The sequence below is a fragment of the Leptospira mayottensis 200901116 genome, assembly GCF_000306675.2.
In the GTDB taxonomy this organism is placed as follows: Bacteria; Spirochaetota; Leptospiria; order Leptospirales; family Leptospiraceae; genus Leptospira; species Leptospira mayottensis.
Genome location: NZ_CP024871.1, coordinates 210,001 through 231,982 on the forward strand (window position 1 = coordinate 210,001; position 21,982 = coordinate 231,982).

The 21,982-nt window shown below is 38.4% G+C and carries 24 protein-coding genes and 1 pseudogene (1 of these 25 cut by a window edge); 9 read left to right on the top strand and 16 right to left on the bottom strand.

Features of this window, described 5'->3' with window-relative positions; all coding sequences use genetic code 11:
• From LEP1GSC190_RS00960 to LEP1GSC190_RS01015, 12 genes are all read right to left on the bottom strand, one after another.
• A protein-coding gene (locus LEP1GSC190_RS00960; RefSeq protein WP_002763117.1) for a PP2C family protein-serine/threonine phosphatase crosses the window boundary here: on the bottom strand, positions 1–419 show its 5' portion. Its footprint begins 1,969 nt before the window's first position; the window shows 419 of its 2,388 coding nt (coding positions 1–419); it begins with the start codon at positions 417–419; its stop codon lies off the left edge, out of view.
• Positions 419–1,723 (bottom strand): hypothetical protein, encoded by a 1,305-nt coding sequence (locus LEP1GSC190_RS00965; RefSeq protein ID WP_002763137.1) that lies wholly within the window; start codon positions 1,721–1,723, stop codon positions 419–421. Before LEP1GSC190_RS00965 ends, LEP1GSC190_RS00960 begins: the two co-directional genes overlap by 1 nt.
• A complete protein-coding gene (gene argJ / locus LEP1GSC190_RS00970) occupies positions 1,704–2,855 on the bottom strand; it encodes a bifunctional glutamate N-acetyltransferase/amino-acid acetyltransferase ArgJ (RefSeq protein WP_002763066.1) in 1,152 nt (383 codons plus the stop codon). The genes LEP1GSC190_RS00965 and argJ overlap by 20 nt, the downstream gene beginning before the upstream one ends.
• A gap of 69 nt (positions 2,856–2,924) precedes the next feature.
• Positions 2,925–4,316 carry a HAMP domain-containing sensor histidine kinase gene (locus tag LEP1GSC190_RS00975; RefSeq protein ID WP_036036182.1) on the bottom strand — a complete coding sequence of 464 codons (1,392 nt, stop codon included), beginning with the start codon at positions 4,314–4,316 and terminating at the stop codon, positions 2,925–2,927.
• On the bottom strand, positions 4,306–5,010 hold the full coding sequence (locus tag LEP1GSC190_RS00980) for a response regulator (RefSeq protein ID WP_002724505.1): 705 nt from the start codon (positions 5,008–5,010) through the stop codon (positions 4,306–4,308). The genes LEP1GSC190_RS00975 and LEP1GSC190_RS00980 overlap by 11 nt, the downstream gene beginning before the upstream one ends.
• 228 nt (positions 5,011–5,238) lie before the next feature.
• Positions 5,239–5,685 carry a hypothetical protein gene (locus LEP1GSC190_RS00985; RefSeq protein ID WP_002763058.1) on the bottom strand — a complete coding sequence of 149 codons (447 nt, stop codon included), beginning with the start codon at positions 5,683–5,685 and terminating at the stop codon, positions 5,239–5,241.
• The gene (locus LEP1GSC190_RS00990; RefSeq protein WP_002763139.1) at positions 5,682–6,068 is read right to left on the bottom strand and encodes a hypothetical protein; all 387 of its coding nucleotides are present in this window, start codon (positions 6,066–6,068) and stop codon (positions 5,682–5,684) included. The genes LEP1GSC190_RS00985 and LEP1GSC190_RS00990 overlap by 4 nt, the downstream gene beginning before the upstream one ends.
• The gene (locus LEP1GSC190_RS00995) at positions 6,052–6,651 is read right to left on the bottom strand and encodes an RNA polymerase sigma factor (protein WP_002763218.1); all 600 of its coding nucleotides are present in this window, start codon (positions 6,649–6,651) and stop codon (positions 6,052–6,054) included. The genes LEP1GSC190_RS00990 and LEP1GSC190_RS00995 overlap by 17 nt, the downstream gene beginning before the upstream one ends.
• Entirely contained in the window at positions 6,648–7,040 is a 393-nt protein-coding gene (locus LEP1GSC190_RS01000) for a hypothetical protein (RefSeq protein ID WP_002763069.1), read from the bottom strand. The genes LEP1GSC190_RS00995 and LEP1GSC190_RS01000 overlap by 4 nt, the downstream gene beginning before the upstream one ends.
• On the bottom strand, positions 7,037–7,210 hold the full coding sequence (locus LEP1GSC190_RS19605) for an LIMLP_16695 family PerRB-regulated protein (RefSeq protein ID WP_002763141.1): 174 nt from the start codon (positions 7,208–7,210) through the stop codon (positions 7,037–7,039). Before LEP1GSC190_RS19605 ends, LEP1GSC190_RS01000 begins: the two co-directional genes overlap by 4 nt.
• Before the next feature lie 320 nt (positions 7,211–7,530).
• On the bottom strand, positions 7,531–8,202 hold the full coding sequence (locus LEP1GSC190_RS01010; RefSeq protein WP_002745812.1) for an NUDIX hydrolase: 672 nt from the start codon (positions 8,200–8,202) through the stop codon (positions 7,531–7,533).
• Between the two features lie 31 nt (positions 8,203–8,233).
• Positions 8,234–9,400, bottom strand: coding sequence for a ribonuclease D (locus LEP1GSC190_RS01015; protein WP_002763039.1), 1,167 nt, complete (start codon positions 9,398–9,400; stop codon positions 8,234–8,236).
• A gap of 41 nt (positions 9,401–9,441) precedes the next feature.
• Between LEP1GSC190_RS01015 and purF the strand changes: the two genes are divergently transcribed.
• Together purF and LEP1GSC190_RS01025 are read left to right on the top strand one after the other, a co-directional pair.
• Positions 9,442–10,914: an amidophosphoribosyltransferase gene (gene purF, locus LEP1GSC190_RS01020; RefSeq protein WP_002763098.1), complete on the top strand. Its 1,473-nt coding sequence runs from the start codon at positions 9,442–9,444 to the stop codon at positions 10,912–10,914.
• Positions 10,915–10,980: 66 nt separating this feature from the next.
• Positions 10,981–11,455 (top strand): annotated as a pseudogene (locus tag LEP1GSC190_RS01025) (PhzF family phenazine biosynthesis protein); the annotation flags it as partial.
• A gap of 8 nt (positions 11,456–11,463) precedes the next feature.
• Here the strand turns inward: LEP1GSC190_RS01025 and LEP1GSC190_RS01030 are convergent.
• Both LEP1GSC190_RS01030 and LEP1GSC190_RS01035 read right to left on the bottom strand, forming a co-directional pair.
• Positions 11,464–12,429, bottom strand: coding sequence for a hypothetical protein (locus tag LEP1GSC190_RS01030; protein WP_420844297.1), 966 nt, complete (start codon positions 12,427–12,429; stop codon positions 11,464–11,466).
• Between the two features lie 2 nt (positions 12,430–12,431).
• Positions 12,432–12,896: an LIC13259/LIC11441 family protein gene (locus LEP1GSC190_RS01035; RefSeq protein WP_004279804.1), complete on the bottom strand. Its 465-nt coding sequence runs from the start codon at positions 12,894–12,896 to the stop codon at positions 12,432–12,434.
• A 386-nt stretch (positions 12,897–13,282) separates the two neighbouring features.
• Between LEP1GSC190_RS01035 and LEP1GSC190_RS01040 the strand changes: the two genes are divergently transcribed.
• The 6 genes from LEP1GSC190_RS01040 (at position 13,283) to LEP1GSC190_RS01065 (ending at position 17,469) form a co-directional block, all read left to right on the top strand.
• Complete coding sequence (locus LEP1GSC190_RS01040; protein ID WP_036036200.1) at positions 13,283–13,609, top strand: (2Fe-2S) ferredoxin domain-containing protein; 327 nt, start codon at positions 13,283–13,285, stop codon at positions 13,607–13,609.
• Positions 13,606–14,625: a zinc-binding dehydrogenase gene (locus tag LEP1GSC190_RS01045; RefSeq protein WP_002763080.1), complete on the top strand. Its 1,020-nt coding sequence runs from the start codon at positions 13,606–13,608 to the stop codon at positions 14,623–14,625. The genes LEP1GSC190_RS01040 and LEP1GSC190_RS01045 overlap by 4 nt, the downstream gene beginning before the upstream one ends.
• A gap of 4 nt (positions 14,626–14,629) precedes the next feature.
• Positions 14,630–15,187 (top strand): LEA/WHy family protein, encoded by a 558-nt coding sequence (locus LEP1GSC190_RS01050; protein ID WP_004279771.1) that lies wholly within the window; start codon positions 14,630–14,632, stop codon positions 15,185–15,187.
• Between the two features lie 311 nt (positions 15,188–15,498).
• Positions 15,499–15,819 (top strand): LIC13255 family lipoprotein, encoded by a 321-nt coding sequence (locus LEP1GSC190_RS01055; protein WP_002763056.1) that lies wholly within the window; start codon positions 15,499–15,501, stop codon positions 15,817–15,819.
• A gap of 9 nt (positions 15,820–15,828) precedes the next feature.
• A complete protein-coding gene (locus tag LEP1GSC190_RS01060; protein WP_004279822.1) occupies positions 15,829–16,317 on the top strand; it encodes a hypothetical protein in 489 nt (162 codons plus the stop codon).
• A gap of 420 nt (positions 16,318–16,737) precedes the next feature.
• On the top strand, positions 16,738–17,469 hold the full coding sequence (locus LEP1GSC190_RS01065) for an esterase/lipase family protein (protein WP_036047611.1): 732 nt from the start codon (positions 16,738–16,740) through the stop codon (positions 17,467–17,469).
• A gap of 507 nt (positions 17,470–17,976) precedes the next feature.
• Here the strand turns inward: LEP1GSC190_RS01065 and LEP1GSC190_RS01070 are convergent.
• A complete protein-coding gene (locus tag LEP1GSC190_RS01070) occupies positions 17,977–18,648 on the bottom strand; it encodes a 4Fe-4S dicluster domain-containing protein (RefSeq protein ID WP_004279904.1) in 672 nt (223 codons plus the stop codon).
• Complete coding sequence (gene murA / locus LEP1GSC190_RS01075; RefSeq protein ID WP_004279770.1) at positions 18,645–19,943, bottom strand: UDP-N-acetylglucosamine 1-carboxyvinyltransferase; 1,299 nt, start codon at positions 19,941–19,943, stop codon at positions 18,645–18,647. Before murA ends, LEP1GSC190_RS01070 begins: the two co-directional genes overlap by 4 nt.
• A gap of 196 nt (positions 19,944–20,139) precedes the next feature.
• On the opposite strand from murA, the gene LEP1GSC190_RS01080 reads away from it, so the two are divergent.
• Positions 20,140–21,918 carry an apolipoprotein N-acyltransferase gene (locus tag LEP1GSC190_RS01080; protein WP_004279898.1) on the top strand — a complete coding sequence of 593 codons (1,779 nt, stop codon included), beginning with the start codon at positions 20,140–20,142 and terminating at the stop codon, positions 21,916–21,918.
• The last annotated feature ends 64 nt before the right edge of the window (positions 21,919–21,982 follow it).

Here is a 21,982-nt window from a genome sequence, read left to right on the forward strand (position 1 = left end):
GATAAAGATCCGAATAACAAAAGCATATAGAGATCTCTCGTATAAAAGAAAAACCAAATTGCTACGGAAAGATATAGTAAAGAGATAAGAATATCTCTCGTAAATTCTTGGATGACAGAATAATACGATTTTGGGGCTAAAATAACCGGAATCGTTTCACTTACACCCTTACCGTAAACGTGTATTCCGTTTTCGTAAGATTTTCCGGACTCGGCCATCTTTACAGCGATTTCCAATTCCAAAAGATCGACTTTCTTTCCGAGAATATTCGGAAACTCTTCGTTACTTTGAATGATTATTCCGTTCGGATAATAATAAAAGGGAGGTTTTAACGTTTCGGAAGAAGTTTGTAAAACACCGACGAGGAGAACGATACTGAGTAAAATCAGAGAGATAAATAATAAAAGTATGTTTCTCACTACGGAAACCTCAGATCGTGAATCGAAATCATAGTACGGTTTTTCCAAGTAATAACCAGAGGATCATTTTCGATATTTTCTTCTACTTCCCATCCTGTTGAAAGAAGGTTTTTGCCGAAATTGGAGTTTCTATGAACCTTGAAATTTTTTCCTGAAGTTTTTAAAGAAATTGTGTTCTCGTTTTTTCGAATGACTCCGACGAGAAGATCGTGTTCTTCATTCCAAGATATTTCTTTGAGGTAAAATTCTACGAGATTCTTAACATAGCTCAAATTTTGAACAGATCTGGAAGTTCTTGCAGAATATAATATTCCCAGTATATAACAAAGAACTAATACGGAGACTTGATTTGTGATCCCCAGTTTTAAAATGACAAAGTAGGTCTCGTCACTCTCCGAATTGAGAAATTCCACGAGTTCTCCTGGCTCTCTGGAAAGAATTTCTATGCGGATATTGCCGATCATAGGAGGTTCTGCAGCCGCTTCCAGGAATTTTCGAATTTTACCTGCGGTTTCCAATTCCTTTCTGTATTTTTTATTTTCCGCAACTTGGGAGGATAGAATATGATTATGGACAGCGATCCCGCATTTTCCGGAAAGAAAACTCAGATCCTGTCTGACCGAATCCTTAGGAATATTGGATACGGCGAGAAAGCCGAAGAGAGTTTCTCTATAAACGAAAGGTAAGATGAAATTAGCTCTAAGACTCACGAAGTCTTCGTTGATCTCGTGATTCTGATCCGGTTCTCCAATGATTGAGCCGTTTTTCTTATTCAAAATGTATTTTAAAAGCTTTGCTTCGGGATTAATCCCATCGTGAGTAATTACCTTTCTTTGTTTCTTTTTTGCGTACATATAGAGTTCGAACGTTTTCAAATCGTTGTTGAGTAATGCCAGTTTACCGTAATTACTTTCGGTCAATCGGACAAGATCGGGAAAAACGTTTTTGATTAAACCTTCGTGGTCGAATTTGCGATAGGCTAATCGAGAAGAACGGGGATCGTCGCTTAAATATTCGGAAATCAGAATGGACTTAAGTTTGCCGCTGAGTTTTTCCTGGAGAGGAAAAATGATAAAAACAGCAAAGATCAAAGTAGAAAGTAAACTTACTTCCATGTAGTATTCGATTGCCGTGGGAAATACGGAGAGGATAAAGAAATAAGATCCTAACGCGATGAGAACAGAGGTTCCCTTTGCAAATAGGTTGATGATTCCGGAAATGAGATAATAATCCGTTACAAAAGAACGAAACGTTTCCTTAAATCCTCGTTGAGTATTTTTACTTTCAGGTAGTGTAGTAAGCATTTTCTTTTATATATTCTTCCGAAAAATCGCAGCCCCAAAATTTCATGGAAACCGTCCCAATATTCAACATTACATTTAAAGAAATTTCAGTATTATTTTTTAAATATTCGGAAAGCTTTTTTAAGGTTTCTGGACTTGCTTCTTTGACGGGGAGGGCCCCGAAATAAATTTGGAGGTTTTCGAACGGAATGGGTTCCTCGAAAACCTTGCCCACAGCCATCACTAATCTTCCCCAGTTCGGATCTCCACCATAAATCGCTGTTTTTACTAGGGGAGAATTGAGGATGGACTTGCCGATTTTTCTTGCTTGGATTTCATTTTTCGCGCCTTTAATTGTGAGTTCAATTAATTTAGTTGCACCTTCCCCATCGATTGCAATGAGTTTTGTAAGATCGATGCAGATTTCGGTAAGAGCTTGGGAAAAATCTTCCATCGAACTTTCACCGGACAAACCGTTGCAGAGTAACGCGACTGTATCCGAAGTGGAAGTGTCCGAATCGATGGTCAAACAATTGAAACTTTGATCAACTGATGATTTTAAAACTGAATAGAGATCGGTTCCTTTTGGAAGAGAAACATCGGAAAGAATGTAGCAGAGCATTGTCGCCATATTCGGTTCAATCATTCCCGCACCTTTTGCGATTCCGTAGATTGTGCCTTCTCCCGATTTGGTTTTAATTTTTCGGAAAGAAATCTTTTTTCTCTTATCTGTAGTCATGATTGCTTCTGCGACTTCTTCCAGGTTTCCCGGTTTTAGAAGAGATTTCGCTTTTTTGCAAGCGGGAAGAATGATTTCCATTTTTAGGGGAATTCCGATCACTCCGGTGGAGGAAGGGAGAACTAACTTTTCGTCGATGCCGAGAGATTCTCCGATTGTTTTGCAGATTTCTCTGGAGTTTTGAATTCCTTTTTCTCCCGTCGCAACGTTGGAGTTTTTGGAATTAATGACGACCGCTTGAAGGACTCCGGATTGAGCGTGCTCTTTTCCGACGATCACTGGAGCACCAGGATAGTTGTTCTTTGTAAACATGGTCGCCGCTTTGCAAGGTATATCGGAGTAAATAACGCCGAAATCTTTCGTATTGTCTTTAATTCCTATATTGATTCCGAAAGATGAAAAGCCTTTGGGCATTGTCATGAGATCCCTCAACGTGTTAGTTGGATCTATCTTTGGGAAATTATCTCTGCCGAAAAGAAGAATTCAGAACGTTTCGGCCTGATAGCGAATGGGAATCGTAACCGCAAAAATAGTTCCGCCTTCTGGATTGTCGAAAACTTTTACGGAGCCGTGGTGAAGACGAACGATATGTTTTACGATGGAGAGACCTAAGCCGGTTCCTCCTTCTTTTCTGGAACGGTTCTTATCAACTCGGAAAAATCTTTCGAAAATTCTACTTTTATCCTCGTCTTGAATTCCAATTCCTTGATCGATCACTTGAAACTGGACCTGATCTGATTCGAAAGGGAAAATTTTCAGAGTAATTGTTTTACCTTCGGGGGAATAAGCGGAAGCATTCGAAATTAAATTCAAAAGCATGTGCTCCAAAAGGACCCAATCGGCTGCGATCATTAGAGGCTCCGGCATCTCCACTAGAAACTTCTGTCCCTTAGGAGACGCAACTCCTTCGACTGTATAACTTAAATTCTCCACAAGAGACTTTAAGGAAAATTCCTCTTCTCCGGAGATCTTGGTCTGGTTTTCGATCCGAGTAATCGTGAGCATATCTTCCACAATACGAACCATACGATCTGTATTTCTTGAAATTGCGTCTAAAAATCTTTTCTCGTGGCTTTCGGGAGAAAGACGTAAACGATCGAGTAACGTTTCAGTGTATCCCTTAATGGACGTAATCGGTGTTTTTAGTTCGTGGGAAGCATTCTGAACAAATTGTTCTCTTATGATATGGGACTGTTTTTCTTCGGTAATATTTCTGATTACTCCAATATACATGAGAGTTTTACCATTTGTTTTCAGAGGATACATTTTGATTGTGTAAAAATTTTGTCCAAGGTCCAGTTCCATTTTGGAATCGCCCGATCCTCTGAGGTGGTTCGATACAAACTCCAAGAGCCTCGGATCTCGAGTTGCGTCTGCGACTTTTCTGGATCTGGAATTCGGTTCGATGAGGGATCCTGGGATACTTTTGTTTTGAAAAAGAATAGAAGCACTTTCGGGGTCGATCGCAAAAACTCCTTCCTTTAGGTTTTGTAAAACGGAGTCGAATTTTTCTTTTTCGATCGTGAGATCCACAAACTGGCTTTTAAGTCTTGTAGACATTAAGTTGATGGAAGAAGCGAGGTCTGCGAGTTCTCGAATGTCCGATAGAGCCAATTCGGATCCAAAGTCGCCTGCATTAATCTCTCCTGTCTTTTTTTCGATTCTATCCAAAGGTTCCGCTACACTTTTGGCGATCGAATATGACATGTAGAATGTTCCGAACATCGCGAAAAGAACATAAAACGAAAACAGAAGAATTTTAAAATCGGAATGAACAAACTTTTCCGCAAAAAGAACGATTCCGGCAACAACGAGAAGGACTAGCAAAAGTAACCAGTTACTGAGAAGAAGTTTTGAAAATAAGCTACGCCTCATTGAATCTATAGCCGATTCCGCGTATCGTTTCGAGTCTTTCCTTTTCGTCTCCGAGTTTATCGCGTAATCTTTTAATATTTACGTCGACGGCTCTATCGGTGACGTAAATATCTTTTCCCCAAACCCGATCTAATAATTTGTCCCTTGTAAAAGCTACTCCGGGATTGGTCATGAAAAGATTCAGAATTTTATATTCGATTAACGTTAAATCGACTTCGGAGTTATTGATAAATGCTTTATGTGCTTTCAGATTAAGAAAGATGTTTCCGATAGTGATATTTCCTTCGAATTGCTCTTCTTCCTCGCCTTCTTTCGTTCTTCTTAAAACAGAACGTACTCTTGCAATCAACTCCCTGGTACTGAAAGGTTTGCGAACATAATCGTCTGCGCCGAGTTCAAGTCCGAGAACTGCTTCGGTTTCACCGGATTTAGCGGTGACCATAATGATCGGCATGGAATATTTTTCTTTGATTTTTTTACAAAGATCCATACCTCCTATTCCCGGAAGCATAAGATCTAAAATAACTAGATCCGGAGTATTCTTTTCCAATTTTGGAAGTACTTCTAATCCGTTCTGACACGTATCTACTTGGTAGCCGTTTTCTTCGAGGTGAAATCGGATCAGTTCGGCGATGTCTTCTTCATCATCTACGACGAGGACTTTTTGCCCTGGGTTCCCTGATTGGTTTTTCATGAAGTCCTATTCTTTTTTGCCGGCCTATCGTTATTATTTTACAAACCGACTTTCCTTTTTTAGAAAATCAGAAACCATGAGATTTCTTCTATTTCGACCGAGCAAAGTCTGTGATCTTAATATTCCAGAAATTCGTTACAATTAGAATACGAAAAAATTACAAACAACAGAAATTCGATTTTCTCTATCGCTCCTCATTGAATCCATATGACTGAAAGAAAATAAAAATTACTCTTTTTCACTCAATTGTGCGTTGATCTTTCGTATTAGTGTTCTTTGGCGGAAAATTGAAAAAACGAGGAAACCAGAAAGTAATAGAGTTCCTATGAAATAAACTTCGTTCAGACTTTTCAATCTTTTATGTTCTTCTTCAATTGCTTTGATGCTTTCCAAGTGAGAAATTAAAAAATAAAATTTGTCCGTTTTAGGCCACTCTTTTCTAGATTCTTCCCGAATTTGAGTGATTAGAATTGCTGCTTCTTCTTTTTTCATCTTTTGGAGGATGGGAAAAATCTGATCTAAATCGGAATTAAGATACTCTTTCGCTCCCATAATCGGTTTTGGTTCTCCGTTACTGGAAAGAGAGTTTTTATCTGCAAACGTATTGTTTGTCGTTGTCAGGATGGAGAAAATTAAAAGGGAAAAGAGAGAAATTTTTAAAATAGTTGAATTCATTCAAAAAAGCCTAATTTGTTTTTCCATTCTTTGGTGTATGGATTTCTATAATGGACAAGATAGATTCCTGCTAAAATAGAGAAAACACAAAAGAGAATACTGCTCGTGACTAAAATGAAAGGAAGGAGATTGGTCTCGACCAAAAATCCAAAATCCAAAAAAAACAAAACGGATAAGGGTGAAAATCCCAGGAAAAATAAACCGGATAAGATAATTTTAATGTGACGTACGGGAACGATATGCAACATCACCCTTCGCTTTAAGTCCGGGGGGACGGTCGTAGTATTTTCCGAAGAATTTAGGGGTTCTTCGAAAAAATGCAGTTTCTCTTCGAGTTCAGTTGGGACGGGATCTATTTCTGCAGAATTATTCTTGTTTTTCATTCTCTTCTTTGTTTAACCAATCTCTCATGATTTCCTTACCCCTAAAAATATAACTCTTTAAAGTGTTCATTTTCAAGTTTAATTTTTTGGAAATTTCTTTATAAGACATATTCTCGAAATAGTGAAGCATGATCGGCTTACGATAGAGTTCCGGTAGACTTTCCACGAGACTTCTGATTTTTTCGGAGATTTCTTGTTTCAGAAGTTTTGTTTCCTGCTCGGATGAGATTTCGTTTTTCTTTTCTGTTTCGCTTTCTACGAGTAAAAGTGTATCTAACCCTGATATTTCCGGATGTTCCTTACGGTATCTTCGGATGATGTCGTTTCTTGCGATTACGAACAACCAAGTGGAAAATTGGGATCTACCTTGAAACGTAGATAGACTTTCAAAGGCTTTTAAGAAAATGTCTTGAGTAAAATCTTCAGCTTCGGTTTCGTTGCGAAAAGCTTTGATCGCTTGAGAGTAAATCAATCCTTGATACCGGTTCATCAGTATTTCAAAGGAATTAAAATCGCCGTGTAAAACTTTTTGAATGCAGTCCCAGTCTTCCTGGTTGCATACAATTGGAATGTTTTCCCTCATCGGGAGAATTTATAATAACAGAGTAATCCCAGACCAGTTCCGAGCGGAACAAGTCCGCCTAACATAGCGAGAGATTGTCCTAATACGGAAATGAATCCGATGGAAAGTGCGATTCCAACGAAAGTGAAAATCAATCCTAAAAAGAAAGAATAAGTTCTCAGATCAAAAGTTTCTTTTTTATAAAGTCCGGCTTTGATGATCTCAATTCGTTGTCTGTACCACCAATAAAAAACAAAAAATAGTAACGCGCAACCGAATACAATTCCAAAGATAGGAACTAAGTAAAGAACCACTTTATAGTCGGATCCGGAGTTGGAACTTTGATTTTGAAGATGTTTCAAAATCAAGTCCAGCGTTTCTAGTAATTTTGCCTTTTCTTCTGGATTCATCTTACAATCGCTGTTATTTTTCTATGTTCCGCTTTGGTTTTGAAGTAGGGAATTCTTTCTTCTATGCCTGGGCGATTGATCAAAGATTGATACCATTCTTCTTCTTGAAAACTTTCTTTTAAAAAAGAATTCCGAATTTCGGATTGAAACAGGTTTTTAATCATCTTCATAAATTTTTACCTCCTTTAAAAATTACGGCACGTTTTAAGGATCAAATGTCAATTCAAACGATAAAACCGTAAAGCTATAGTTTTCAGAATCGATTCTTATGTCTTATAAAACTATCGGCAGATTCGAACAATTCGTAGTATGATTTCTCGATTCGTAAGATATGTTTTTTGTCTTTGAAATTAAAACTTTAAGACGTTCGTGTTATATGTAATCGACGGGATCCTAATCGGGATTTTCCGGAAAGGATTCAAGTTAAAACAACATGTCGTTTTATCCACAATTTTCAGACGGCAAACTAAATGAAGAAAAAAATGTCTTTTTAATTTTTTCGAAAAAATTTACGAGCGGGATCGAAAAAAGGAGGGCTACTTAAATTCGGTTCCGTTAAGATAGGTTCCCTTTCAAAATTTGCGTAGTCTCTCAGAAGGTTTACTATGATTCTTCCAGTGACTCCCCAGAGTAATTCTTCTTCGAGGTCGAAGTAATAAATTTCAATTTCTTTCGCCCCCGATCTCCGAATTCGAATGGAATAAAACGGAGCCGTTTCCAGGCGATTGAGATCCAAAAGGATAGAACGTTCTACTTCTTCCGGATTTGTGTTGAACAGAAACGACCCGTTGTAACGTGCAATGAAGGGAGAAATATGAAATCCGGTATGAGTAAAAAGTCCGTCATATTCTCCTAAAACTTCCAGAACAGAACTGGATTCTCCCATTTCTTCTTCCCATTCTCTTAGAGCAGTGCCCAAAAGATTTTTATCCGTTTTGGAATAAGCTCCTCCGGGAAAGGAAATTTGTCCAGGGTGCGCTTTTAAATTGGAATTTCTTTTTTGTAGAATAATGCCCTGTGCCGAATTTTCCTTTTCATAAATAGGAAGAATAACGGATGAAGCCTTGGACTTTTCTTCTCCGATCGGCGGAGTTGGAATTCCGGTAAAAATTTTCTGAGGAACTGCAAGTCGATTTTTGAGCGATTGAAAATCAAATCTCATTTTTTACCTGCATTTGAAGAGTTGAATATTTTTATTCGAATTTTTTATTAATCGGAATAAGTCCCTTGATATTCGATTCGTAAGGTACATTTTCTAATGCGGCCAAAATAGAGGGACCGTAGTGAATCACTTTCCATTCTGAGAAAAGATTCATCTCTCTCAGTTCGTCTAGAGTTTTCGGATTTCTTTGAGCTAACTCCGCGATCATTTTGTTTGAAGGCATCATCTGGTGGCTCATTCTTCTGATAGACATGATCGTTTCTCTCCAAATTCTCAGACGTTTGAAACGTTCACCTTCTTCGTTCGTCAAATTCTCACCCGGTTTTTTAAAAAGCTCAGATTTTTGAATCGGAGGCCCGCTTGGATTTGCATAAATCTGAAACAAACTTTCCGCATCTTTTTTACCGACAATTTCGGTTAACTTTGCTATATCTCTTCTCGACTTTACGAGAAGGATCACCTTTTCGTTGTTGAATACTCGAAAGGGGGCTTTATTCAACTTTCTAGATTTATCGTCCCTGAAGACTAAAGTATCATAGATAAATCTTCTTTCATCAGCGCTATATTCCAAAATCTCCGGGAACTTGTCCATGGAGATGGAATTTCCTTCAGAGCCCGGTTCTTCGCATGCGATCTTTTCAAATTCGGAAAGTGCTTCCTCGTAAAGATTCCTCTTGGTAAGTTCTTCCTTCATCTTTTCCCAAATCGTTTCCAAATAAACCGTATCCAAAGCGGCATATTGAAGTTGGCTTTTTTCGAGAGGCCGCTTTTCCCAGTTAGACTTCTGTTCCTTTTTAGAAAGTTTGATCTTATGGTAATAATCCACAAGATAAGTTAAAGAATATTGTTCGTGATCTAAAAGACGGGAGCTGAATCCGGTGTCTGCGATGTTCTGAAATTTAAAACCGAAATCTTTTTTAAGCGCTTTGATATCATCAATGGCAGAATGGAATATTTTTAGAATTTTTTTATCTTCAAATAAGTTTCCAAGACCATCTAAATTTTGTAATTTTAAAGGATCGATGATGTAATTTTTTCCCTTAGCCGAAATTTGGATCAGACAGACCTTTGAGAAATAGGTATAATAGCCGGAGGACTCCGTATCGATGGAGATGGAATCGGCCTGACTCAGAGTGATGAGAACGAGTTGTAGGCTTCGAATTGTATCTACGACTATGTAATCGGAATTTATTTGCATGAAAAACGCGACCTGAGATTTTAAGCTTAAGAAGGCAGAGAATGAGTCGAATTCCCGATAAATCCAGAGTAAGAAGACAAGCCCAGGATGACAAACCAAAAGATGAATGTGCGATTTTTGGTATATTTAATTCATCGGAAGCCTCTAATTTCACATATTTAGGTCTTTACTCAATGCAACATCGGGGTCAGGAATCCAGCGGGATCGTTTCCTCGGACGGAGAACATCTTTATCGATACGCAGGTATGGGGCTGGTAGCCAGTATTTTTACGGAAGCCAAACTCAAGGAACTTCAGGGTACTTCTGCTATCGGGCATAATCGATATTCTACTACCGGAGCAAGTTTTTTAAGAAATGCTCAACCTCTTCGAGTTGAATCTCATCTCGGAGCCGTTTCTCTCGCTCACAACGGAAATTTGGTTAACTCCTGGGAAGTCAGAAGCCAGCTTGAGAAGGAAGGAAGTATCTTTCAGACTACGATTGATTCAGAAGTGATCGTTCACCTGATGGCCCGTTCCGGGGAAACGGACTTTCTTTCCGCACTTTCTTTTGCTCTCAAAAAGGTAAGAGGTGCATATTCTCTTGTGATTCTGACGAAAACCCAATTGATCGCAGTGAGAGATCCGAATGGGTTTCGTCCGTTGGTGATGGGTCGCCGAGAAGATGGGTCTATCGTTTTTGCTTCCGAAACCTGCGCTTTCGATATCACGGATACAAAGTATGAAAGAGACGTTGAGCCGGGTGAAATGATTGTAGTTGATAAAAACGGAGTCAATTCTTACTACCCGTTTCCGAAAGCGACTCCAAGTCTTTGTATTTTTGAATATATTTATTTTGCAAGACCCGATTCCAGTATCTTCGGAGAATCTGTTTATAAGGTTCGGAAGAATTTAGGAAGATTTTTAGCCCGAGAATTGCCGGTCGAAGCGGATGTTGTGATTCCGGTTCCGGATTCTGCGAACATTGCGGCCCTGGGTTATGCGGAAGAATCCGGAATTTCTTATCAGTCCGGTTTGATTCGTTCCCATTACATCGGTAGGACTTTTATCGAACCCGATCAGAAGATTCGGGATTTTGGAGCAAAGATCAAATACAACGTGGTTCGAAACGTAGTCGAAGGAAAAAGAGTTATCGTAGTGGACGATTCCATTATGAGGGGAACTACGAGCCGAAAGATTATCAAGATGATCCGAGGCGCGGGTGCTAAGGAAATCCATCTCAGAGTTTCCGCTCCCCCTACCATCTCACCTTGTTATTATGGAATCGATATTCCCACACACAACGAGCTAATCGCCGCGACCCACACGATCGAAGAAATTAGAAAGTATCTAAGGGTGGATAGCATCGCTTATCTTTCGGTTGAATCTATGAACCGTGCGGTAATGGATCATAAAGGCGGCGGATTTTGCAATGCATGTTTTACGGCTCAATATCCCGTGGAGTTTCAGAGCGAATTAGGAAATCAGAAAAGTCTTTTTAAAGAATACCAAGTGGAAGAAAGAGCCGTTTATTAAACTTAACGGTTTCCTGGTCGCCGATGAATTTTTACATTCTGTATTGACAAAAAACTAAACTTTTAATCTTTATCGAGAGAATTAAATGTATTCAAAAAATAGAATATCCTCTACTTGAATTTCCCTTGTTGAAAGCTGAAAAGTGGAAACTCCGAAAGAGATTCTAAATTCGTTTTCGATTCTTCCCAAGGAGATTTTTAAATCCAGGGATTGTATGTTGGTTTATCAAAATGAAAATCAATTTCGAAAATTGGAATATTCGGTGGAGGTGTTCGTGAATTAAACACTCATTGTTACTTGTGTCGGTAACGGTGCTTACGATTTTTGTCTCGCTTTTTATTCCGATTGTGGGTTTGTACGAAGATTCGGTAACTAGTTCCGCTCATTGTGCTCTTATTCCATTTTTGTCAGAGAGTATAGATAAAAAACAACTCAAAGCGTATCAAACTTTGAGCAGAGGAAAAAAGCTTTTTTGCGAAGATTTGGGAGTTCGTATCGGGGAACCTGCGTATCTTATTTGAAAGGATGGATTGAAGTGTAAAGAACGGTTCAAGGAGTATGACTTTTGAAGTTTTTATGTTTGGAAAGGAGTTCCTTAATGAGATTTTTTTCGGATCTTCCTAAAATTCCTTTTTCTTCGAATATTCCCAAAATTTCCATTGTAATTTCTGGTTCTAAGGCGGATAAGTCCCCGAACAAGGATTGATGGTTGAGTTTGCCGGATTTGTATTTTTCTAGAATTACGTGCGAGGATTCAATAATTTGTTGTTTCCTCAAAACAAGTTCTTCCATCGTGGATAAGATCAAAAAAATTTCCGGGTCGTCCTCGAATAATTCCAGAATATGTCGATAGATTCCCGGACTCTGGATCGGTAATTCGTAGATTCCGTCTTTGAGAGAAAGATAAAGTTCTTTTTCTTCTTCTATGTTCAGTCTTGCGAGATTTCTTAGATCGGAAACTGCTTCCGGAGGAAGAAAGGTTAAAAATTGAGAAGCGAATTCCGGATCTTTTGCTTCTTTCAGACAGTATGAGATGAAGCTGCATATTCTTTTCGGAGATAGCGAACTCCAATACGCGTTCGATTTTAAGTCCAAAAAAGAAGTGGTTTTTCTGAGGCTTCTTCTTTCGTCCTCGGTTTGTTTATATATTCCATATTCATAAATTATTATTTTATAAAGTAGATTATTGCCAAATGAATCTATGGTCTCTTTGATCTTTTGGGGTTCGATGAGTGTGAGGAAATATCTTAGAACTTCGAAATAAACCGGTCCTTTGGAAATAAATTTTTCCAAGACGAGAGGATGAGCTTGTAAAAAAGCAGAAGCGCCGACGTTGATTCCAATTTTTCCTTCGGCAAATGCTTGCATTTTTTCACTCGCGATACAGGATTCCCGAATTTCCCGACTCCATTCGTTGGGTAATAAGTTTTGCCTGCAATTAGCAAGGCACGGTTCTTCTAAAGAAGTACCAATTTTACAGCAAATTTTAATTTCTTTATCCAGACAAACTTCCACTTTTACCGGACTAAATCCCCGCAATCTCTCATTTCGGGAGCGTATGGATTTTGAATTTTGGTTCCATGGCTCACCCAGGTTTTATTTACCATCGGGCAATAGAATCGATTAAAAACTCCGGCTCCACCTGCAAGTTTTAGACTATCTGCGAGGCTTTCAGAGAAGGAGGAATAGGCTTGAAAGAACTTTTCAATGTCTTTAGTGTCTTTATCTTCTAGAAAATTTTTCATCTTTTCGGCCGAACTTTTAAGTCCTCCGTTTAAGGAAATGAGTTCTTTTATACGAGAAATCAATTTGCTCGTGTCAGGAATTTTACCTTCCTCTTTCATTAAAAAACTGTGAATGGATTCGTTTTCTACGAGAATTTGCTGTAAGATATCTTTTTCAGATTCCGTTATGGGAAGGTTTTTTTTACAGGAGGATAAAAAGGTAAGAATACTGATTAGTAGGATTAAAATTTTCTGCATTCTTCAAATCTCCGATAAAAAGTGTATGAACTTAAATCCTACAATTCTTGAAAAAACCTTGGTGTAAAGTACGGAATCCTTTAAAATCTAAAAAATACTAGAATTCATCTCAAAAACTCTCTACTTTAGTTTAGAATGTCGTTGTTCAGTATTATAAGTTACTTTTGCGATAGGTTCTGACATTTATTTGTGTTCCATAGGTTTTTTAAAGAAGCAAATCGTATTAAAATCATTCAGAATGATAAATTATCATACTGCTTTATGATTAAAGATAATCTTTGCTTTTTATTTATGTTGCTTTTCGATCGGTTCTTTCTCAGGAAACGAGTTGCGCAATCGGCCAGGCGTTGGATTCTACTGAAAATGAAAGTCGAGGTTCTTACTTAATGCCGAACTTTTATACCAAACACGTTTTTGTATGTGAGAATGTGAGAGCTGAAGGAGAGAGGGTTTCTTGTGGTCGTTCCGGTTCAGTTCAGTTATTGACTTCCCTCAAGAAGAAAATGAAGGGTCTTTCGATAAAAGGAAAAGTGAGAATTCAGAGAGCCGGTTGTCTGGATCGATGCGAACTGGGTCCCGTTCAGGTGAGTTATCCGGAAGGAATATGGTTTTCTTTGAAGACTGAAGAAGACGTAGATATATTCTTAAAATATTATATACAATCTGAACAAATGGAAAAAATAGAACATTTAATCATAAAGGAAAACCAATGAATCTCCCGAAAACGTACAAAGCATTAGAACTCAGAGAATACGGCGAAAATAAGAACAGGTTAGCCATTGTTGACAAAGCGATTCGCCCGTTGAAAAAAGGAGAGGTATTGATTCGTATACATTCCGCTCCAATCAATCCTTCCGACTTAATGTTTTTGAGGGGGCTTTACGGAATTAAAAAAAAACTTCCGGTTGTTCCGGGCTTTGAAGGAAGTGGAAACGTTGTCGCTTCCGGCGGTGGTTTTTACGCCTCTTATTTAAAAGGAAAGAATGTAGCATGCACTGCCGGTAGAGGAGATGGAGTTTATGCGGAATATATGATTACGGATGCTTTCGCTTGTCTTCCGATCGGAAAAAATCTTTCATTAGAGCAGGGAGCCTGTCTTTATGTGAATCCGATTACGGCAATCGCATTAGTAGAACGAGCTCAAAACTTAGGAGCTAAAGCTTTGGTTCAAACAGCCGCCGCGAGCGCTTTAGGAAAGATGATCGTGGGGATTGCGGCTCGCAAAGGTATAAAGGTGATCAATATCGTTCGAAAGTCCGAGCAGGAGGAGACTTTGAAAGCGGTCGGTGCGGAATATATTTTGAATTCGGAAACTTCGAATTTCGAAAGGCAGCTCCGAATTCTTTCCAAAGAACTGAATGCCACAGTCTGTTTGGATGCAGTTGCGGGGGAATTGACGTCCAGAGTTTTGTCAGCGATGCCTTACGGAAGCCATGCGATTATCTATGGAGGGCTTTCGGAAAAAGAGATTCCATTACATGCAGGAATAATGATATTCCAGGATAAGAAATTAGAAGGATTTTGGCTTTCCAGTTGGGCTCCGCAACAAACTCCGTACAAAATCTGGAAACTTTCAAGACAGTTAAAATCCTTGGCTAGAAAAGAATTGAAAACCGATATCTCCGCAAGGTTTCCTTTGGAAAAAGCGGTCGAGGCGGTCGATTATTACTCTGCTAATATGACCAAAGGAAAGGTTTTGATTCAGACTTTATTTACGGAAGGCAATTGAGAAATTGAGAAATATATATTCTAGACTTCGAATCGGATTGATTCTTTTATGCGGAATTTCGATTTTTTATTCCTGTTCTGCTTTGAGGGATAATTACAAGGCTCTTCAGAAATGCAGATTTCAAGTTTTGTCTTTAGAAACTTTAAAGGCGGAATTGATTTCTTTTCCACCGGTCCCGAAAATCATTTTTCTAGCAAAAGTTGAAGTCACAAATCCGAACGAAACCGAAGTAACTCTCCATAAGTTTGATCTTTCTTTTTTCATTCTGGATGATGCCGAAAAGGAATCTATATTTGCGAAAGTACAATCCGAAGAGAAAATAACCGTTCCCGTTCTACAAAAGAAAACGGTGGACCTTCAAGTGGAGACTCTTTTTGAAAAGAAAATGGATCGTAATCTTCTACAAATCGCTTTAGGGATTTTACAGGCGGGGTTGTCGGGAAAGGAACTCAATTTTTCGATTCGAGGAAGTTTCGAATATGAAACGATTTTCGGTTCTGTTCAGATTCCGGTGAACGAAAAGATTCCTTTAAAAACGAGGAGGAGCGATTTGGGAATTTGAAAATTTTTTTGCGATGAGAGGATATTTTAAAATCCGTAAATTACTACATTGAAGACGGATGTTATGCAGCTACTGTGTTTTTGAAGGAATTCAAGATATTTTTTTGAGTTTTAAAACGAACTCTTTGAAAAAACAACGCGAAGTTACTTTACAATCTATTTTAAAAATATAAAAGAAATCATACTTCGGTCTTGGATAAAATGCGAGTTCTCCCGGACTACCTCAGTTAAGAGTTGATAGGCTTTGAACTCATATATCTGAAAAGTTGCCAAATGAAATCTGATTTATTGTCGAAACTTATTAAAATAAGCATGAAACATATAGTACAAAAATTCCGATTCACAATTCTCGTTTTATCTTTGTTTCTGAGTATTGGATGCTATCAGAAAAATACGGATGAAGATTTTTATACGTTTGAAGAAGCGAATACGAAATTAATCTCTGTGTACGAATCGAAAGACGTAATTTGTAATACAAATCGTAGACTCACCGCGTTTGTTCCGGGGCGTTCTCGAAAAAAAGAAATCGATCTTTGTGTGAATGCGGTCCTTGCGGTAAGTTGTCAGTCTTGGGCGTCCGTTTCCACAGATGCCACTCCGACGACTTGTAAGTCGATTGAGTTTCGATATTGAGGAAATAAAATGAAACCTGCGGAATGGTTTTTTGTACTGAGCCTTTTATTTGCGGGTTTTATTTATCTATTTCTTCTTTTTGTGAGGAGGAAAGAAAAAAGCGCTCATAATTCGATCGTAACATACTCTTTTCCTAAAGATGATTTGAATTCTTCTATCAATCGAATTTCTGATTCCGGAGAAAATAAAAATTCTAAAACAAATGTTTTGGAAGTGTTCGATTACAATGGAATTAAGATTATGCATGAGAATGGAATTTATACCGTCAATACAGGGGGTGAAATCGAAGTTTACAGTTCTTGGCAGACTCTTCCTTCCCGTTATCAAAGAATGGTGAAAGAAATGGATCACCGCGCTACCGGAGAAAAAAAAGCTGGTAAGTATTATATGGAAATTCTAAACGGAGTTTATTACGTCATCTTTCCGGACGGTAAAAAACATAAGTATAAACACTTCGAAGATATCCCCGAAAAGATCCGGAAAAATTTAGGTTATTAAGACTTTTTAAAACAAATAATTAAGAATTTATTATATTAAGATAATTTGTAATACGTAGGGAATGTTGTAACTCGAACGCATAAAAATAAGACTATTGATGAGCTCGTTTCAAAAGTTAGAATATGGAATCTTCTTCAAAAAGGCCGACAATTCCGAATTGGACGTAATTTTTGCTCTTTGCAAAATTGCCTGTTAATTTTTGATGCCATTTCACGCATCGAGTGCTTCTAGTAAGTTTTACGGAAATTTATTCGAAAAATTAAATCTAATTTTACTCGTGAATATTAATGGAATTTCTAAAATTCTGAATTAGAAACTGGGGATTGCCTTAAAATCTAAGTTATCTTATTGTCTGGGATTTGGTGATTTTAAGTATGGATTGAATCGTTGTATTGTATTTTAATAAAGTCATTCTATTGTATGAGAATCGTTTTTTACGCAGTGATCCTGTTTTACTCGATAAGCGTTTTTAGTAGGGACAATAACGCCGAACGTAATTATAAATCGAATGAATGTGTCGTATTGATTCATGGATTTTTAAGATCATCGTCTCATTTGAAGAAAATAGGGGATTATTTCTTAAAATACGGTTATTCAGTTCATTATGTTGACTATATTTCTCGGGTAAATCAGATTGCGGAAATTTCAGATATTTATGTTTTACCAGTAATCCAATCGAATTGTGGTAATCATGATAAAATTCATTTTGTTACTCATTCGGCCGGTGGAGTGGTAGTTAGATACTTTTTAGGAAAACACCATTTAAAAAATCTCGGAAAAGTAGTGATGTTGGCTCCTCCCAATAGAGGCAGTGAGGTTGCGGATTTTCTTTCACAATTCTCACTCATTAACTATTTACTAGGTCCAATGCTAAAAGAATTAGGAACTAATAAAATGAGTTTTGTAACTTCTCTTGGACTTCCGAATTTTGAATATGGTGTAATCATGGGAAACTCAACGTTAGATCCGATTTCTTCCATGATTATACCAGGCGATGACGACGGTAGGGTCTCGGTTGATAAGAGTAAGTTGGCAAATATGAAGGACTTTCTTTTAGTCGATAAAACGCATACTTTTCTAATGGATTCTATGGAAGTACAGGAAGCCTCTTTAAATTTTATTCAGACAGGTAAGTTTTTAAAATCCGAGTAAGAAGTGGTCAATTCAGTATGATTTTCGCATTATCGTAAATTAATGAATGTGAATTCGATATAAGAAAATTAAAAGCCTGTCTTAAAAAACCTTTCAAGAAATCAGTTACAATGATTCAGTAAGTTCGTAATAAAATATGGAAGTTCCCACAAATTAAGTCCCTTTGGTAGTTTGCGAGCTTTCGGGCATATTTTATAACTGTTAAGTTCTCGTCGAGGCTCCCATTTCGGAGGTTTTTAAGGCAGACTCTGATTTTTTCTTTTTTAATTTTTAACCAATCTGAATAAATTGTCGAAACTTCTGATTCCTTTTCTATTAAATGTCGTATTTGAGAAGTTTCTTTCGTTTTGGGTGGTTACGGAAATTTTCCGTGTTCTGGGAACAGGGTAATCTTCGAGTCCGATTCTAGCGAATAAACCTAATGTGCAAATGAAAATGAACAGAGTTCTAAAATAAGGGTTTGTAGATATTTTATATTATTTCTTAAATTTTAATATTCTAATTATTTTATATATGTTGTTCGACTCGAATCGCTTTCGGAAACGTAGGGCAAGCACTAACGCACTGACCGCAACCCGTGCAGTTTTTTGAGAAAGAAGGTTTATTTCCTTTAAAGTTGACGACTCCTTCCACGGGACAACTGTCCTTACAATTGGAACAAGTGGATTCTCCAGTTTTAAAGTTAATGCAGAAGTCGAAAAATCCTTTTGCTTGGCCGAATTTAGGGTTCGATGCGAAGGGGATCAATGCTTCGTCCTTACACGCGTTGATACAAGGCCAGTCTTTGCAAAGCATACAAGCGTTGAGATTTACATCCATTCGAGGAATATGTTTTTCCGTGGCCTCGTCGAAGACCGGAAACAAAACGCTGTAGGGACAAGCGTAGATACAATCTCCACAGCCCGTGCATTTTTTAAGGAATTCGATTTCAGATAACGCACCGGGGGGAGTTTGGACGTTTCGAATCTTTCTTTTTCTATTTGGTTTGATTTGTTGGGGAAGAAGAAACTCCGTTTTTTTTTTGATATTTTTTGGCTTTGTTTTTTTAGGAGCGGGTTGGTGAGTGGAAGTTTCTTTCGAAACGATTTCTTGAAATCCGGAAACGAGGTCTGCCGCATTTTCCTGGGCGAAGTCGAATATCTTCGCAAGACCTTTTTTAAAAAAATCTTTTCGGTTCAATCTGCATTTACTCTTTCGATTCTTGCACCTAAGGCTCTTAAACGTGTGTCTATGTTTTCAAAACCTCGATCGATCTGACCTATGTTATGGATGTAACTCGTTCCTTCCGCACAAAGAGCGGCAATGATCATCGCCATCCCGGCGCGTATGTCGGGGCTGGCCACTTTTTGTCCATACAATCTAGAATGTCCGATAACAAGGGCTCTATGAGGATCGCAGAGAATGATTTGAGCTCCCATTGCGATAATATTATCTACGAAGAAGAGTCTTGACTCAAACATTTTCTCATGGATCAAAACTGTTCCTTTGCATTGAGTTGCAGTTACAAGAGCAACCGAGGTCATATCCGCGGGGAAACCCGGCCAGGGAGAATCGTCTATCTTCGGTGTAGCTCCGTGATAATCCGGGATGATTTCCATCTTCTGATCCGAAGGTACCAGGATTCCGTTTTCATGTGGGCGTACCTCTATTCCAAGCCGGGAATAAACCATTCGAATCATACGAATGTCTTCTAGTTCCACATCTCGAATCATTAGTTCTCCGCCCGTGACGGCGGCCAAACTGATAAACGAGCCGACTTCAAGATAATCTGATCCTATTTTGTGTTCTTTTGCGGGAGGTTTTAAAGAGGTTACTCCTTCGATTGTAAGAATATTTGAACCGATTCCGGAAATTTTTGCTCCCGCAGAGTTTAAAAAATGACAAAGTCTTTGCACATGAGGTTCGCTCGCTGCGTGTCGAAGGATCGTGACTCCTTCTGCAAGGACTGCTGCCATTACTGCGTTTTCCGTCCCAGTCACGGAAGCCTCGTCCATTAGAATATCCGCTCCCTTTAATTGGTCGGCCTTGATTTCGTAACCGTCCGGGAAAACTTCTATATTGGCACCTAGCGCTTGTAACGCGAGAAGGTGAGTATCTAATCTTCTTCTTCCTATTTTATCTCCTCCGGGCTTCGGTAAGAAAACTCTTCCCGTAATTGCAAGGATCGGACCCGCTAAAGTGACGGCGCCACGAATGCGGGAACAAAGCTCCTCGGGGAGTTGATTCTTAAGATTACCGTCATGTTTGAAAGTATAAGTTCCGGGTTCTTCTTCGATGATTTCCATACCTAGGTGACGAAGAACTTCCATAAGCATAAGTACGTCCGAGATAACCGGAATGTTGCTAATACGAACAGCTCCCGGAACCATACAAACTGCACCGAGTAATGGTAAGGCTTCATTTTTATTTCCCTGTGGAATTACTGTTCCATGAAGAGGGGTTTTTCCAACGATCTTGAAATACGAAGATCTCATAATGATAAACTGTAGGATACGGTCTTTCTGGCAATCGAATTGTAACACTACTTTCAAATCGTTTTCATTTCAGATTTTGTTAGTTTCAAACCCGCTTCTCCGAAATTGATTGCATTCGATTGGGATTGGATCAACTGGCCATTCTCAATGAATTCTGTTGACTTCTCATTCCAAAGAGGAGATAAACGTTTTATTCATGGATAATTTACACAATCGTTTTCAGAAGTTCCAGAAAACAATCTGGTTCAACATATTCTGTTATTTTTGGACCGGCTTTTTTTCTTTCTTAGCATTTGCTCCAGTTTCTCTGACTCATTTCGTATGGATTGCGCCTTTCGGTTTTTTCTGGTTGAGTTTGAAATACCATGGAAAGTATAAAAAATTATTTTACCAAGGGCTTATCGTTGGAATCGTTTTTTACACGATCTCTTTTCATTGGATTGTTCACATGTCGATCACCTTCGGAAATTTTCCGTATGTGGTTGCAGTTCTTATTCTTCTGTTTGCCGGTGCTTTATTTAGTTTAAAGTTTCCGATTTTTATGATGAGTTTTTCTTTTCTTTCGGGAAAAATCGGTCGTCATTCTGTTTGGGTCGCGGGTTTTTGCGGACTTTTATCCGAGTTGGTGGGACCTCAGTTATTTCCTTGGTATTGGGGAAATCTTGCAGCCGGAAATATTATCCTCGCACAGAACGTGGAGATCACCGGAGTTTATGGAATCAGTTTCTTAGTATTTGTTGTTTCTTACACTCTTTTTCAATCCAATCCTTGGTATTGGAAGGAAATCCTTCATTCAAAGGAAAAAAGAAAACAATATTTTCGTTTCGTCTCGTTACCCGTTCTTTTACTTTTGAGCTTTATCGTTTCAGGCTTTGCCCTTTATAAGAAATGGGAGAATGTAAAGCCCGTTAAATCCTTAAGTGTGTTGATCGTTCAACCGGATGCTCCATTGAGTTTCAGGGATGGAAGGGAAGTTAAAGAGTCGATTGAAGCCCTTATGGTTCGGATCGAAAAGCTGACCGATGAAGGCGTCAAAAAAATGGGAAAAAAACCGGATCTTATTGTTCTTCCCGAAGCGGGAGTTCCATTTTTCTCGGCTCACAAAACGGAAGTAAATACGAAGGTTCGAAGAATGTATTGGGATCGATTTGATTCTTTGATGTTTTTACTTGCTAATCGATACAAGGCCAATGTATTTTTTAACGAAATTGACGCCGGATTTAAAGGGGTCCCTAGTACTCGCAATTTAAGATATTATAATAATAATGTATTATATGATCCGAATGGGGATCGTAGAGACTCTTATCAAAAGAAATTTCTTTTGATGTTCGGAGAATATATGCCTTTCGATTTTCTCTATGAACTCAGTCAGCAAACTGGAAGATTTGAACCGGGCCCGACCCATAACCTAATTCGCTATTATACTCCCACTGATAAAGAAAAATCGCCGAAGGGATTGCATTTGGGTTGGCATGATACGGAAAATTTGAATCATGAGGCGGTTCGTTCTTATTACGAGTCGGCAAAAACGGAAGTTCAGGAGTCTGGAAAGTTTCTTCCTTTGATTTGTTACGAAGTGATTCTTCCTGAGTTTGTAAGAGAATTTAGAAACTCAGGTAATCCGGAATTTATTGTAAATCTTACAAACGATAAATGGTATGGAACAACGACCGAAAGTGATCAACACATGGAACTTGGAAGATTGCGTTCGATCGAACTTCGAAGATGGATGGTGCGTTCTACGAATTCGGGAATTTCCGCAAACATAGACCATCTCGGGAGATTTGTAGGAAATAAAAAAACAGGATTGATGACGGCGGAATCGCTTTCTGAAACGATAGACGTAATTGATTCTCCACCTACATTTTATACACAGTACGGAAATCTAATTCCTTGGTTGATGCTTTTTTTAACGGGACTTTATTATCTCAATCTTTTGATCGGAATTCGAAGGAAAAAAAGTCCGCCTAATTAAAAATTCTTTTATTGATAACTACATAACGGAATGTCTAATATTTTGCACTCAAATGGGCTTTTGC

Bases quoted from the DNA above. Each gene is read 5' to 3' on its own strand.
- LEP1GSC190_RS00965 (WP_002763137.1), bottom strand. From the start codon at position 1,723: ATGCTTACTACACTACCTGAAAGTAAAAATACTCAACGAGGATTTAAG.
- argJ (WP_002763066.1), bottom strand. From the start codon at position 2,855: ATGCCCAAAGGCTTTTCATCTTTCGGAATCAATATAGGAATTAAAGAC.
- LEP1GSC190_RS00975 (WP_036036182.1), bottom strand. From the start codon at position 4,316: ATGAGGCGTAGCTTATTTTCAAAACTTCTTCTCAGTAACTGGTTACTT.
- LEP1GSC190_RS00980 (WP_002724505.1), bottom strand. From the start codon at position 5,010: ATGAAAAACCAATCAGGGAACCCAGGGCAAAAAGTCCTCGTCGTAGAT.
- LEP1GSC190_RS00985 (WP_002763058.1), bottom strand. From the start codon at position 5,685: ATGAATTCAACTATTTTAAAAATTTCTCTCTTTTCCCTTTTAATTTTC.
- LEP1GSC190_RS00990 (WP_002763139.1), bottom strand. From the start codon at position 6,068: ATGAAAAACAAGAATAATTCTGCAGAAATAGATCCCGTCCCAACTGAA.
- LEP1GSC190_RS00995 (WP_002763218.1), bottom strand. From the start codon at position 6,651: ATGAGGGAAAACATTCCAATTGTATGCAACCAGGAAGACTGGGACTGC.
- LEP1GSC190_RS01000 (WP_002763069.1), bottom strand. From the start codon at position 7,040: ATGAATCCAGAAGAAAAGGCAAAATTACTAGAAACGCTGGACTTGATT.
- LEP1GSC190_RS19605 (WP_002763141.1), bottom strand. From the start codon at position 7,210: ATGAAGATGATTAAAAACCTGTTTCAATCCGAAATTCGGAATTCTTTT.
- LEP1GSC190_RS01010 (WP_002745812.1), bottom strand. From the start codon at position 8,202: ATGAGATTTGATTTTCAATCGCTCAAAAATCGACTTGCAGTTCCTCAG.
- LEP1GSC190_RS01015 (WP_002763039.1), bottom strand. From the start codon at position 9,400: ATGCAAATAAATTCCGATTACATAGTCGTAGATACAATTCGAAGCCTA.
- purF (WP_002763098.1), top strand. From the start codon at position 9,442: ATGAGTCGAATTCCCGATAAATCCAGAGTAAGAAGACAAGCCCAGGAT.
- LEP1GSC190_RS01035 (WP_004279804.1), bottom strand. From the start codon at position 12,896: ATGCAGAAAATTTTAATCCTACTAATCAGTATTCTTACCTTTTTATCC.
- LEP1GSC190_RS01040 (WP_036036200.1), top strand. From the start codon at position 13,283: ATGCCGAACTTTTATACCAAACACGTTTTTGTATGTGAGAATGTGAGA.
- LEP1GSC190_RS01045 (WP_002763080.1), top strand. From the start codon at position 13,606: ATGAATCTCCCGAAAACGTACAAAGCATTAGAACTCAGAGAATACGGC.
- LEP1GSC190_RS01055 (WP_002763056.1), top strand. From the start codon at position 15,499: ATGAAACATATAGTACAAAAATTCCGATTCACAATTCTCGTTTTATCT.
- LEP1GSC190_RS01060 (WP_004279822.1), top strand. From the start codon at position 15,829: ATGAAACCTGCGGAATGGTTTTTTGTACTGAGCCTTTTATTTGCGGGT.
- LEP1GSC190_RS01065 (WP_036047611.1), top strand. From the start codon at position 16,738: ATGAGAATCGTTTTTTACGCAGTGATCCTGTTTTACTCGATAAGCGTT.
- murA (WP_004279770.1), bottom strand. From the start codon at position 19,943: ATGAGATCTTCGTATTTCAAGATCGTTGGAAAAACCCCTCTTCATGGA.
- LEP1GSC190_RS01080 (WP_004279898.1), top strand. From the start codon at position 20,140: ATGGATAATTTACACAATCGTTTTCAGAAGTTCCAGAAAACAATCTGG.